Source organism: Turicimonas sp. TL08, assembly GCF_054660695.1.
In genome coordinates, this window is sequence record NZ_BAAGDP010000005.1 from 17,741 (window position 1) to 30,580 (window position 12,840).

Sequence of the window (12,840 nt, forward strand, 5' to 3'; positions counted from 1 at the left end):
TCAATGTTAGATTATGAAGTACTAAAAGTTATATGGTGGTTGTTTATCGGGGTTCTCCTTGCCGGCTTCGCCATTATGGACGGTCAGGATATGGGTATCGGTACCTTATTGCCGTTCCTCGGAAAAAACGACGATGAAAAACGCATCATGATCAATGCGGTTGCCCCTCACTGGGACGGCAACCAGGTTTGGTTCATTACCGGCGGCGGTGCTATTTTTGCTGCATGGCCGCTGATTTACGCAACATCCTTCTCCGGTTTCTACTGGGCAATGTTGTTGGTCCTCTTCGCTCTGTTCTTCAGACCGGTTGGTTTTGACTACAGAAGCAAAGTGGAAAACACCACTTGGAGAAGCACTTGGGACTGGTTGTTGTTCGTTGGCAGCGTTGTACCTCCAATCGTTTGCGGTGTAGCTTTCGGCAACCTTCTTCAGGGCGTCCCATTCCACTTCGACGATAACCTGCGTAGCTTCTACACTGGTTCCTTCTGGGCACTCCTTAATCCGTTTGCCCTTCTCTGCGGCATTGTCTCTATCTGCATCTTCATTTCTCAGGGTGCAAACTACCTTGTTTTGAGATCTGTGGGAGATTTGCAAAGTAAAGCTGCCAAGTGCTCTCAGATTGCCGGTTTCCTCTATGCAATCCTGTTCATCTTGGCAGGCATTTGGGTCTACTTCGGAATCAAGGGTTATGTCATCACATCCGCCATTGATCCTGCAATGCTCCCGAATCCGCTCAACAAGACCGTTGAGATTCAGGAGGGTGCCTGGTTTGCCAACTTTGCTAAGTATCCTGTGCTCTGGATCCTTCCTGTTCTTGCTGTTGCAGGCGGCGTGCTGTCTTCCCTGTTTATCAGCGGCAAGAAAGCCGGCTGGGCCATCATCTGCTCTTCTTTAGCAATGATCGGTACAGTATTTACTCCGCTCGCAGCAATGTTCCCGTTCTTGATGCCGTCCTCAACAAACCTGGCTTCTTCTTTGACAGCCTGGGACTGCACAAGCTCTCACACAACATTGTTCGTCATGTTCTGCGTTACTTTGATTTTCCTGCCGATTGTTCTTCTTTACACCGGCTGGGCATACAAAGTATTGAGCGGCAAGCTTACACCGAAGGTTATCCAAGATAACTCTAAGAACTTGTACTAATTAAGGAATGAGCCCCTCGGGGCTCTCGAAGGAGTAAATAATGATCTACTTTTTATGGTTGGCTTGCTTAGTACTCATGATCTGGGGCTCAGCAAACTTCACAACAAAGATCGATAACGACAAATAATTTGGAACAGGCCCGGTGCAAGCCGGGCATTATTTTCTTTTTCAGATAAGAATGAGAATACTTTCTTTTTTACTTGCACTAGCCATTGCCGGCACCATTATCGTGTTCCCAAGAATCATTTCGACGGACATGCACTCGGTTCCTCATGGCTGGTTGGTGGGCTTGATGTTAGGCATGAGCTTCTGCTTCGTCTACGGCGTTGGCTTCGTTCCAAACAACCGCATTCTAAGAGTGATTTTTTCTCCCCTGGTCGCCTGGCCTCTGGTAATTGTCTGTGGGGGAGTTATCTTGGCTCAAAGTCCGATGAAATTTTTCTAAGCACTCTCTGAGCAAATAGCCTGCTGAAAAATCCTAAATCGCTAGCATTCGTAAGCTCAATACACGATGGCCGATTGGTACTTACTGCCAACCGGCCATTTTTTCAATCCTTGATACGTCAAAGTAAGTAACCGCTTACTAGTAGATTGGCATCGGCAGGCCATCAGACAATCTCAACCAGCCGCGAATAATGCGGTAGCACACCCAAATACCCAGAACAATAAAACCGATGAACCACACGGCTAATCCAACGAGGATGAAGGCTAAGAAGAAGCCGACGACCCAAACAAAGATAATCCACCAGAACGCATACCAGAACGTTCTAATCTGCCAAGTGAAGTGGCTGGCGAGGTACGTTCCTTGCACATCGCCTCTTTTGACGTAGTTAATGATGACGGCAATAATGGACGGCCAACCGAATACGAATGCAGTAGCAATAGAAGCTCCGGAAAAAACTCCGAGCACAATGGAAAGGCCGTGCAGAAAATATACTATCTGCGTAACGGTAACTAAATTGCGAGGAACCTGATTAACCGGAAAATTAGGCTGCTGCTGAAAGTTCGGCTGCTGTTGGTTCATCATTTGATAATCGGACATGGCTTACTCCATTGAATCCAAGGTTTTATTAAACACCAAAAATTTCTCGAGCTTTCTTATAACAGGTATTTTTAGGAACGAGATTTTAGGCACTTTTTAAGAAAAGTACGCAAAAGCTTGTTATCAATTAAAACCAGGTGAAGACATTCTCCGAGATCCACAATAGGGATAAAGAGCGACGAGGCCTTTTTCCTGAAATGTTGCAGCCTTCCACAAATCAAAAGGCGCCCAAGAGAAGATCAAATTGTCTTATTTTTCAAACAGACGACAATTTCACTAATTAGTAATTAAGATCGCCATCGTCTCACCATCATGAGATAATCACGAAATGATGTTTGGAGAAAACTATGCGCGTTCTATTGGTTGAAGACGATGAAATGATCGGTGAGGCTGTCGTCGACGGGCTCAAATCGGAAGGCTATGCCGTTGACTGGGTGAAGGACGGGGGCTCTGCAACCATCGCTCTGGATACCACTTCATTCGGAATCGTAATTCTTGATCTTGGTCTCCCGGGCAAGGACGGACTTAATGTCTTAAAAGATATGAGACGCAAGAAAAACCATACACCGGTTCTCATTACAACCGCCCGAGATACCGTTAATGACAAAATTGAAGGTCTCGATGCCGGAGCCGATGATTACCTCATCAAGCCTTACGATTTAGACGAATTAAATGCTCGTGTCAGAGCTCTTCTGAGACGCTCGGCAGGACGTGCAGATCCAATCATCGAAAGAGGTCGTTTAACAATTAATCCTACCACCCGTGAAGTTTTATTTGACGGACAATCTATCATCCTGTCGAGCAAAGAATATGCTCTGCTCTTTGCTCTGGCCGAAAGAAAGGGCATTGTTCTCTCTCGCGCTCAGTTGGAAGAAAAACTTTACAACTATGATTCCTTGATTGGCTCTAATGCTATTGAGGTTCATATTCACCACTTGCGGAAAAAACTCTCGGAAGACAGCATTAAAACTGTCAGAGGCGTCGGCTATATTCTGGAGACCTAATTGTTCTCCATCCGAAAACGGCTTCTGGCGTCCGTTATTGTCGTTCTTTTATTCAGTACCTTCTGTGAAGGTATTGCGACCTATTTTGCCGTTCAACAGCAGGTCGACAGGCTCCTGGACAATTCCTTAAAGCAGGTTGCGCTTTCACTCAACTCCATCCACAGCGGAGAGATCCCTTTTCTAAAAAAAGGAGCTCTTCTGCCTGCCGATGATAGTCTGGTGGTACAAATTCATGATCCCATCAGTGGAATGACCTTTATCTCCCGCAATATGGAGAAGCTACCGATAGCTGAGAGGACTGGTTTTTCAGATATCCTCATAGACGGCAGACCATGGCGGCTCTATACCTCTCAAAACCTAACAGGGCAGATTGTGGAAGTGGCTCAGCCAGCTGTTCTAAGAAGCGAAGTCGCCATTAAAACCGCCAAACCTATCCTTATTCCCCTGATAGTAGCCGTTCCGGTGATCGCTTTGATTCTATGGATTTTCATCCGTCACGGATTCTCGAGCCTTGAGGGAGCCTCCCGGGCTATCGCCAGGCGCTCTCCTACCTCCCTGCAACCTCTTTCTATGAAGGGGATGCCCGTAGAGTTAGCCCCTTTGGTAAATTCTTTGAACGACTTGCTTGCTCGTCTATCCGACAGCTTCAAACTGCAAAGCCGTTTCGCATCCGATGCTGCCCATGAGTTGAGGACGCCCCTTACGGCACTAAATCTTCAAATTCAACTAGCAGAAAGAGCTAAGACCGAAGAAGCAAAGGCAAAAGCATTCGGACGCTTAAAAGAAGGCATTAAAAGAGCAACCCGTCTTGTAACCCAGTTGCTGACGATGGCGCGTTTGGATCCGGACAATTCCGAAAAGCCTATGGCGCCACTAGACCTTCATGCATTGGCAACAAGCATTCAAGATGAAATCAGCGTAGTCGCTGAACAGAAAGGCATTGAGATTTCAACTCTCGAAAAAAGCAAAGCGATTGTTTTCGGCAATAAAGACGCTTTACAGCTCATGATCACGAATCTGTGCGATAACGCCATTCGATATACACCGGAAGGGGGCCACATCAGAATCGCGACCGGTATCGAGAATGGTAACGGTATTGTTGAAGTCTCAGACGACGGTCCCGGCATCCCGGAGGCCGAAAGAGCAAGAATTTTTGAAAGGTTCTATCGTGCCGAGGGAACAAAAACAATCCCGGGAACCGGCATCGGTCTGGCAATTGTCAGACGAGTTGCAGAACTGCACGGCGGCAAACCGTCGCTAGAAGACGGTCTCGACGGGAAAGGTATCACCTTTAAGATTTCATTTCCCGCGACCCAAAAACAGAGATCAGAAAATCAGGACGAAGCTGACGACGAATACTCTGATAACTAGTTCTAGAATTTATTGGATACTGCGGTTGCGCCTTTATTGATTCCTTCTCCGGCAGCGGAGACGTCTTTACCAATGCCCTTCACAGTATTGCACCCTGCGATAGCAAGAACGAATGCAACGAGAATTGCTGTAATTCCAAACTTTTTCATAATAATTCCTTTCGGATAAGTTAATTGTTCGGACTAAAACGCATTACATCTTATTTTGAACTGCTGTAGCAGCTGAATCGATATCGCCGCCAACTGCGGAAACATCCTGCCCTACACCCTTAACGGTATTGCAAGCGGTCAAACCTAGGCAAAGCATTGCTGCAGCCAGCAGACAAGCAACTTTTTTCAATTTAAGCCTCTCTTTAAAAATGTCTATATCTCTGATATTAATTTTTAGTTGCCTGCTAAGAAACTTTTTTCATCCAATACGGGGATATAGATGCTTTGGGCAGAACTTGAAGGAGATCTTAAAGAGGCACTTTTCAAAACGACTTTTATCTGCGACCTTATTTGCATGAATCGGTGAGTTCTTTGGACGGTAGCTCTACGCTGTTTTAGCTATCGCACCCAAACTCCTAAGCAGTTGGAAAAAAAAGCAACTGCCTAGGAGAAAGACAAGCTGAGCAAACTTTAATTTACCAATCTCTGTTTTAACTTTTATAACTAAAAGAATAAGTTAATAAGAATGAATGCAAAAAACACTGAGCCAAAGCAAGTAATAGCTCCCGGAAGGATGAAACTATGATTTAGCAAATACTTCCCGATTCCTGTCGTCCCGGTTCTATCCATTGCGATAGCAGCAAACATATTTCCGCTGATCGGTAAGAACCAACTGCCATTCGCTATCGGAAATAAGGCAAGCAAATATGGTGCTTGGATACCTAAAGTGACTCCTAGCGGCATCGCAATCGTTGTTGCTGCTCCTTGACTAGCGATTAGGAAGGAGATGATAAAAAACCCAACTGCATAGAGCCAGACAGAGTCCGAAAAATAGGTTTGGTAAAAAGTTATAAAAGTACCCTTGTTGTTGCTAAAGAAAGTATCGCACATCCAAGCTACGCCAAACAGACTTATAACCGCCATCATCCCTGAACTAAAGATTGAGGATTGTATGATCTTTCCTGGTTTAATTTCACAGAGAGGAATCATCAGGGCCGCAAAAGAAAACATCACCAAACTGATGGTAAACGGGATAGAAAGACGGGTTACTTTTCCTCCTACTTCCCAAGTTGGCAACAAAGAGGGGAAGGATCCGAGAAGTACTGTAACTACAATAGCAGCAATAAATACACCTACTGCTATCTTTGCTTTCGGCTTAATTGCCTCAAATTTGACTTCTGCGGGAGAAGCTAACTCTCCGCTATCACGCCTACGAATAAATTCAGGGTCCTTATCTAATTCCACCCCATGATGAGATACAACAAAAGCGGCTAGCATTAAGGCGCAGACAACCGAGGGTATACAAACAAGCATCACCTGCCCTAGAGTAACTCCATACACGGCTAGCACACTAACCAAAACAGCGGTTGCTGCGCTCATTGGGCTTCCCGTCAAAGCCTGCGTTGCTCCCAATAGTCCCATGGATATCGGGCGCTCTGGCCTAATTCCTTCTTTATAGGCAATTTCCACGATTATGGGAAATACAGCCAGAGCTACGTAAGACGAACCACAAAGCAAAGAGAAAAAACAAGTTACCAACGGTGCCATATACGTTATGCGTTTGGGGTTGTTTCTCAATATTTTTGCAGCAATCCCAACCAAATAGTCCAAACCTCCAGCAGCATGGAGCGCACTGGAAAGAGAAATGATGGCGCAAATAATTAATACAATATTGATTGGAGGCGATCCCGGCTTAAGACCAAATAAGAAAACAAGAATCGCAAGTCCCAACCCTCCAAAAAGGCCGGAAGCAATCCCTCCATACCTTGATCCAATCAAAATACAGGCCACGACAACAACGAGCTGCAGTAATAGTACAGTTAGCATAATTTTCCACCTTCAAGTAAAAATGTCACTCAATGGTTTTAGAGTGCAGACTCCCAGGCCAGAAGGGCATTTTTTAAATCATTAATTAACAACTGAGGGTCTTCAACGCCGATAGCAACTCTTACAAGAGCATCTTGTGTAGGTGAAAACTCTCTGGCCTTCTGGAGAGATGCCGGATAAAAACCAATAAGAGAGCGTGTGCCTCCCCAGCTCGCTCCGATAGAGAACATTTTTAGGTTGTTGAAAAATGCGGCTATAGCTTTTTCGTTATCCTCGGCGAAAGAAAAAGAAAATAGAGGACCTGATCCAGTAAATTGTTTTTTCCAGAGCGGGTAGCCCGGATCTCCTTCATAGGGTGGATAAAAAAGTTTTTTTACTTGAGGCTGTTGACTTATCCAATATGCGATTTTGAGTGTAGATGCGCTTTGTTTGCGCAGTCTTAACTCGAAAGTCTCCATTCCGCGAAGTACTAAAAAACAGTCTTCTGGAGAACAATTTAATCCCAAAATACTTTGAGTTTCACGTAAAACTGAATATTGATCAAAATTATTAAGGCTTACCGATCCGTACAATAAATCCGAATGACCCCCAAACATTTTGGTGCCGGACTCTATTGAAAAATCTACCCCATGTTCCAAAGGTTTAAAGAACAGAGGACTCGCCCATGTATTATCAATCATTGTCAGGATGTCATTTCTTTTAGCAATGGATGTTATTGCATCGACATCTTGCATCTCCATCGTTACAGTACCGGGAGACTCCATGCAGATCATTTTTGTATTGGTTTTCAAAAACTTTTGGATCTCGCCTCCAATGGCCGGAGGGAAAAATTCAACGTCTACTCCCATTTGGCTGAGCCATTTTTTTCCAAAGGTTTTTAACGCTCCATAACATGACTCAGATATTAGGAGATGATCTCCTCCGCGAACAAAGGCCATCACTGTAGCCATTAAAGCTGCTTGCCCCGAAGGGAAGCCAACACAATGCTTAGCTCCTTCTAATTCTGCAATTGCTCTCTCCAGTTCTCTGTTTGTTGGCGTTCCGGTCAGTCCGTAACTATAACCGTCTGGTTGCCTAGATTTCCTTGCCACAAAGTCCTCAAAGTTATCAAAAACAACTGTGGAAGCTCTCCAAACCGCTGGAGAAAGGCTGGCAAAGGGATTGCCCTTGGTGTCGTGGTACTGCTTCATGTGTTCCTCCGTGAGATTCAACATAAATTAAGATAAATAACAAAGGGGGCATGATCAACAGCTAAAATTATTTAGGCTATAAGTAAAACTTATAAGATTGAATATGCATAGAGAAATTGAAATTTTCAGACTGGTGATGCAAACAGGAAGTACTAAACAGGCGGCAGAGAAATTGCGAATATCTCAACCTGCAGTCAGTCAGGCCATCCGGAAACTCGAGGAAAGAGCTGACGTCCTGCTTTTTCATCGTGTTCGCGGTAGATTAGTTCCCACAAGAGAAGCCAAAGCTTTTTTAGTCGACGTTTATAAATACTTTATTGGCATCGATACCCTCACTCATAAACTTCATTCTCTTAAGCAACTTAATGAAGGCTCGATTACTGTTGCGAGTTTTCCTGCTCTTGGGAATGTCTTTCTTCCAAAAGTATTCAAGCGTTTTAATATGGATAAAGAAAACATCTTTCTCTCTTTAAAGGTGTTAAGTTCAAAGGAGGTCTATGAACAGGTCTCGGCCGGACTTGCTGATTTCGGACTAATGGCAGACGAGATGCCTTATGAAAAACTAGAACATTCTCATTTATTTAAAGAAGAAGGGGTTTTAGTTATGCATCAAAATCATCCTCTCGCAAAAGAAAAAGAAGTTACGATTGAACAACTTTTAGAATATCCCTTTCTTTCCTTGAGTCCGGAAGATAGCTCTCAAAAACAGCTCTCAGAGGTTTTAGGTGAAAGATTTAACTCTCTAAAAGTTGTTGCAGAAACTCCATATTCTTTAACTATCTGCGTAATGGCCCAACAAGGACTTGGGATGGGACTTGTCAGTCCGATAGCAGCTCATCACTTTTTAAATTCTGGGATTGTCGTCAAACCTCTTGAGATAAAAATTAATTTTTCTGGTATTTTGGTGTTCCGCCCTGGGCACCCTCTCTCCGAGGCTTGCCAACGATTACTCAAATGCTTAAGGATAGAACTTACCGAAGAAATTAATGAAGTAAAAAAAGCCGCCTTTCTTTAGTTCATGAAGCAATTTTTTCAGCATTTTCTTTTTTTATCATTTAGAGCAGTAATGTGATTAAACAGTGATGTAATTATTTACAGAGAGCCGGTTTCTTTTAAGCTAAATTTAAGGAATTTTATTAATGATGAAACGACAGAACTTTTTACAAATTAGAAGAGCAAAATCATTATGACTTCTACTTCTCTTAAAAGATCACTCGTTGCTTCTGCTGTTGCATTCTCCTTCGTTTTTTCCTCAGCAGCGGCTCTAAATACTCTTCTTCCTGCTGCAAACGCTCAGGAAGTCACCCCGACTCAACTGATTGCAGCTTTACCTGATTTCTCTAAGTTAGTGGAAGATAACGGCAAGGCAGTTGTCAGCATCGAAACACTCAAAAAAGCCAAGAAAGTTACCAAAAACAAACGTCCGAGAGGTCAAGATCCGTTCGAAGAACTAAGAAAATTCGGCTTCCCCTTCCCGTTCGGCGATGATTTCCCAAGCTTTGGCACTCCCGAAAGACACGGCCAGGGTTCAGGCTTCATTATTTCTCCTGACGGCTATATTCTGACCAACCATCACGTTGTTGACGGTGCAGATGAGCTCACCGTTCATCTCACAGATAAAAGAAAACTCAAGGCCAAAGTCATCGGCAGCGATCAAAAGACGGACGTAGCAGTCATCAAGATTGATGCAAAAGACCTCCCTACCGTCAAAATCGGAAACTCTGATAAGGTTAAAGTCGGTGAATGGGTTGCCGCTATTGGAGCGCCATTCGGTTTAGACAACACCGTCACAGCCGGTATCGTTTCAGCTAAAAGCCGTAATCTGCCGGATGATCAATTCGTACCGTTTATTCAGACTGACGTGGCTGTTAACCCCGGAAACTCCGGCGGTCCGCTCTTCAATATGAAAGGTGAGGTTATCGGCATCAACTCTCAGATTTTCTCCACCTCGGGCGGCTTCATGGGCTTGTCTTTTGCGATTCCTATTGACTTAGCAATCCAAATCAAAGACCAGCTAATCAAAGACGGGAAGGTCTCCAGGGGCAGAATCGGCGTAATGATGCAAGCGATGACTCCTGAATTGGCTAAAAGCTTCGGATTGAAAGACGAAAAAGGTGCTTTAGTCGTTCAGATTGAAGAGAAAGGCCCTGCAGAAAAAGCCGGTATGAAAGAAGGAGATGTCATCATTGAATTCAACGGCCAGAAGATTGACGAAATGGCCAAGCTTTCTCAAGCTGTCGCCGCAACCAAGCCGGGTTCAAAGGTGAAGGTTATCGTCCTCCGAGAAGGGAAACCGACTGAATTAACAATGACTGTCGATGAAATGCCTGTAGACGGCAAACTTAACTTCAAGAACACAGCACCGTCTAACTCTTCCGTTGATCGTTTAGGACTGTCTACACGCCCGCTCAATGATCTGGAAAAGAAAAAGCATTCTTCCGGTATTGTTGTTGACACCGTTGAAGGCCCTGCTGCAGAAGCCGGTATTCAAACCGGAGATATCATTCTCAGCGCAGGCGGCAAGAAACTTAAGACCGCTGACGATTTAAAGAAAGTATTGGAAAAAGCCGGTACTTCCATTCCTCTTCTGATTGACAGAAAAGGTCAAAGAATCTTCGTTCCGGTTCCTCTTGAAACCGAGAAAAAATAAGCTGATACGTTAGCGATGAGGCCTGTGGAATGCAGGCCTTATTTATTTTTGGCGGTGTAGTGAAGAACTTCAAAAGTCAGTCCTTCAAGAACCTTGGGCCTGCGGTTTAGTTTGCCTGAAGCATTGACAGGGAGCTGAGGAACCCAGGAAATAAGTCTAGGGGACTTATAGGTTGCAAGTACGTTGGACAAACCTGAAATAATGTCCGTTGCTTCGGGCTTCCTGCCCTTATCCTCAGGAACAAGAAGTGCTGTAACGATAGCTCCCCAAGTTTCGTCCGGTTTACCGAGAACCAAAGCCTGCTTAATACCCGGAATGTTCTCCAGTGCCTCTTCAACTTCCTGCGGATACACATTGTCTCCGCCGGAAAGGATAACGTCTTTCGCTCGTCCTTTGACATAGACGTAACCTTCTTCGTCGATGTGACCTAAATCTCCGGAATCAAACCATCCGTTTTCGTCCTTAGTTTCTCTTCCCCAATAACCCTCAAGGAGCATCGGTCCTCTTATCAATAGGCGGCCGTCAACGATTTTTATCTCGGCCCCGGGATTGATTTTGCCGTTGCCTTTGGTGATGGAGTATCTCATCTCAAAAGGCGTACTGACAACGTTACTCGCGGTCTCAGTCATGCCGTAAGTCATCACGAGAGGAAGATGGCGTTCAAAAGCCAGTTTTCGTGCTTTGTCAGAAGTAGCAGCTCCCCCAACCAAGAAGGTTTTAAAGTTTTTACTCGGACGCCAATCAGGACAATCCTCCAAGACCTTTATCAGCATCGTAGGAACGATAGACGACAAAGTGACTCCGTCCCTATCCCAGCTCTCCGTATAGGCCTTAGCAGAGAATTTAGGCGCAAAAGAGATTGCTGTGCGGGCAATCAAACTGCGGCTAACAATAGAAAAACCTCCGATTCGAGCCGGGGGAATACTCAGCTGCCAAACGTCTCCTTCTTCCAAAGGAATATTCTTGGCACTTGATTGAGCACTGCTAATGAGAGCTTTTCTCGTCAGAATAGTCGCTTTGGGCTTACCGGTTGTTCCGGAAGTAAAAACAATAATTGCAGTGTCTTCCGGAAGCGGATCCGTGAAAGTATCGACTTGAGCCAAGAACCTTTGCTTTTCAGTCTCGGTAAGGGACGGATGAAGCACAAGAATCGGAATGTGCAGCTCTAACAGAGCATATACGGACACCAACGAATCCGTATTAGGATGGACGACTAAGGGATAAATCTTAGTACGCCCTTCTTCTTCTTCAATCTCAGCAATTCGTTGTTCAACCAATTCTGCCAGTTGAGAAAAAGACAAGTCTCCCCCGTCAGCGAGGCTCCTTCTAATAGCCAAACGCTGTGGAAACTCCTCTGCTGCTCTCCTGACAGATAAAAGGTCGAGTGTCATGAAACAGAGTTTACGGGAGACGAGGGAACTTCTTGAAGTTAGGACGGCGTTTTTCCAAGAAAGCTTCTTTACCTTCTTTTCCTTCTTCAGTCATGTAGAAAAGCAGTGTCGCATTGCCGGCCAACTCCTGCAAACCGGCCTGTCCATCGCAGTCAGCATTCAAAGCAGACTTCAAGCAGCGGATGGCAAGCGGAGAATTGGCAAGAATTTCTCTGCACCACTGAACGGTTTCAGCTTCAAGATCTTCGTACGGAACAACCTTGTTGACCAATCCCATGTCCAAAGCTTCTTTAGCATCGTAGAAGCGAGCCAAGAACCAAATTTCACGAGCCTTCTTCTGCCCAACGATTCTGGCCATATAGGAAGCACCCCAACCGCCGTCAAAAGAGCCGACCTTAGGACCTGTCTGACCGAATCTGGCGTTGTCCGCCGCGATAGTCAGGTCGCAAATCATGTGCAGAACATGACCGCCGCCTACGCACCATCCTGCAACCATCGCAATAACGGGTTTCGGACAAGTTCTGATTTGTCTTTGGAAATCTAAAACGTTCAAGCGAGGTACACCGTCGGAACCAACGTAGCCTCCGGTACTTCTAACCTTCTGGTCTCCGCCGGAACAGAACGCATCTTTGCCTTGACCGGTCAAAATGATCACGCCGACATTTTCATCATCTCTGGCATCGGCCAAAGCTTGTTCCATTTCTCTGACGGTCAGAGGACGGAAAGCGTTTCTGACTTGGGGACGATTAATCGTGATCTTGGCAATGCCTTCATCACTTTTTTCGTAAATGATATCTTCGAAGTCTTTTACCTTTTTCCATTCAGGAATTTTCGGCAGTGAAGAAGTGTCTAATTGAGGCTGCATCTGTTCAATCCTTTTTGATAGAACCAAGATATTAATCGTTATTTGCATGCAATTCCATCGATTGGATATATCACTTCCCGAAAACTCGACCTCTAAGTGTCAACATTTTTTTCTCTGCATCAACAATGACTTCCAACTAAGCTCCTCAATTATCGGATTGTGTGATTCAATTTACTCGGAGTCAGAGTAAAAAAAGATCACAACTCCA

The 12,840-nt window shown here is 44.8% G+C and carries 13 protein-coding genes; 6 read left to right on the forward strand and 7 right to left on the reverse strand.

The window, feature by feature from the left end:
- The first annotated feature begins 3 nt into the window (after positions 1 to 3).
- Positions 4 to 1,143 carry a cytochrome d ubiquinol oxidase subunit II gene (cydB, locus tag ACYQ4O_RS03695; RefSeq protein WP_460174798.1) on the forward strand — a complete coding sequence of 380 codons (1,140 nt, stop codon included), beginning with the start codon at positions 4 to 6 and terminating at the stop codon, positions 1,141 to 1,143.
- A 178-nt stretch (positions 1,144 to 1,321) separates the two neighbouring features.
- Positions 1,322 to 1,588, forward strand: a complete 267-nt coding sequence (locus ACYQ4O_RS03700) for a cyd operon YbgE family protein (protein WP_308513159.1) — start codon at positions 1,322 to 1,324, stop codon at positions 1,586 to 1,588.
- Positions 1,589 to 1,726: 138 nt separating this feature from the next.
- Here the strand turns inward: ACYQ4O_RS03700 and ACYQ4O_RS03705 are convergent, their stop codons facing one another.
- A complete protein-coding gene (locus ACYQ4O_RS03705; RefSeq protein WP_374041554.1) occupies positions 1,727 to 2,185 on the reverse strand; it encodes a DUF4870 family protein in 459 nt (152 codons plus the stop codon).
- Positions 2,186 to 2,532: 347 nt separating this feature from the next.
- Here ACYQ4O_RS03705 and ACYQ4O_RS03710 point away from each other — a divergent pair, with 347 nt between their 5' ends.
- Together ACYQ4O_RS03710 and ACYQ4O_RS03715 are read left to right on the forward strand one after the other, a co-directional pair.
- Positions 2,533 to 3,189: a response regulator gene (locus ACYQ4O_RS03710; RefSeq protein WP_066594786.1), complete on the forward strand. Its 657-nt coding sequence runs from the start codon at positions 2,533 to 2,535 to the stop codon at positions 3,187 to 3,189.
- Positions 3,190 to 4,560 carry an ATP-binding protein gene (locus tag ACYQ4O_RS03715; RefSeq protein WP_308513158.1) on the forward strand — a complete coding sequence of 457 codons (1,371 nt, stop codon included), beginning with the start codon at positions 3,190 to 3,192 and terminating at the stop codon, positions 4,558 to 4,560.
- A gap of 2 nt (positions 4,561 to 4,562) precedes the next feature.
- On the opposite strand, the gene ACYQ4O_RS03720 is transcribed toward ACYQ4O_RS03715, so the two are convergent.
- The 4 genes from ACYQ4O_RS03720 to ACYQ4O_RS03735 form a co-directional block, all read right to left on the reverse strand.
- Complete coding sequence (locus ACYQ4O_RS03720) at positions 4,563 to 4,709, reverse strand: entericidin A/B family lipoprotein (protein WP_308513157.1); 147 nt, start codon at positions 4,707 to 4,709, stop codon at positions 4,563 to 4,565.
- A 43-nt stretch (positions 4,710 to 4,752) separates the two neighbouring features.
- On the reverse strand, positions 4,753 to 4,866 hold the full coding sequence (locus ACYQ4O_RS03725; protein WP_201415742.1) for an entericidin A/B family lipoprotein: 114 nt from the start codon (positions 4,864 to 4,866) through the stop codon (positions 4,753 to 4,755).
- Between the two features lie 347 nt (positions 4,867 to 5,213).
- Positions 5,214 to 6,536: an anaerobic C4-dicarboxylate transporter family protein gene (locus ACYQ4O_RS03730; RefSeq protein ID WP_460174799.1), complete on the reverse strand. Its 1,323-nt coding sequence runs from the start codon at positions 6,534 to 6,536 to the stop codon at positions 5,214 to 5,216.
- Positions 6,537 to 6,574: 38 nt separating this feature from the next.
- Positions 6,575 to 7,726 carry a trans-sulfuration enzyme family protein gene (locus ACYQ4O_RS03735; protein ID WP_277040112.1) on the reverse strand — a complete coding sequence of 384 codons (1,152 nt, stop codon included), beginning with the start codon at positions 7,724 to 7,726 and terminating at the stop codon, positions 6,575 to 6,577.
- Between the two features lie 103 nt (positions 7,727 to 7,829).
- On the opposite strand from ACYQ4O_RS03735, the gene ACYQ4O_RS03740 reads away from it, so the two are divergent.
- Both ACYQ4O_RS03740 and ACYQ4O_RS03745 read left to right on the forward strand, forming a co-directional pair.
- Positions 7,830 to 8,741: a LysR substrate-binding domain-containing protein gene (locus tag ACYQ4O_RS03740; protein WP_308513155.1), complete on the forward strand. Its 912-nt coding sequence runs from the start codon at positions 7,830 to 7,832 to the stop codon at positions 8,739 to 8,741.
- Positions 8,742 to 8,912: 171 nt separating this feature from the next.
- Entirely contained in the window at positions 8,913 to 10,376 is a 1,464-nt protein-coding gene (locus ACYQ4O_RS03745; RefSeq protein WP_308513154.1) for a DegQ family serine endoprotease, read from the forward strand.
- Between the two features lie 38 nt (positions 10,377 to 10,414).
- Here ACYQ4O_RS03745 and ACYQ4O_RS03750 read toward each other — a convergent pair whose 3' ends face one another.
- Positions 10,415 to 11,767 (reverse strand): class I adenylate-forming enzyme family protein, encoded by a 1,353-nt coding sequence (locus ACYQ4O_RS03750; RefSeq protein WP_460174800.1) that lies wholly within the window; start codon positions 11,765 to 11,767, stop codon positions 10,415 to 10,417.
- 10 nt (positions 11,768 to 11,777) lie between these two features.
- Positions 11,778 to 12,632, reverse strand: coding sequence for a 1,4-dihydroxy-2-naphthoyl-CoA synthase (menB, locus tag ACYQ4O_RS03755; RefSeq protein ID WP_066594776.1), 855 nt, complete (start codon positions 12,630 to 12,632; stop codon positions 11,778 to 11,780).
- Between the last annotated feature and the right edge of the window lie 208 nt (positions 12,633 to 12,840).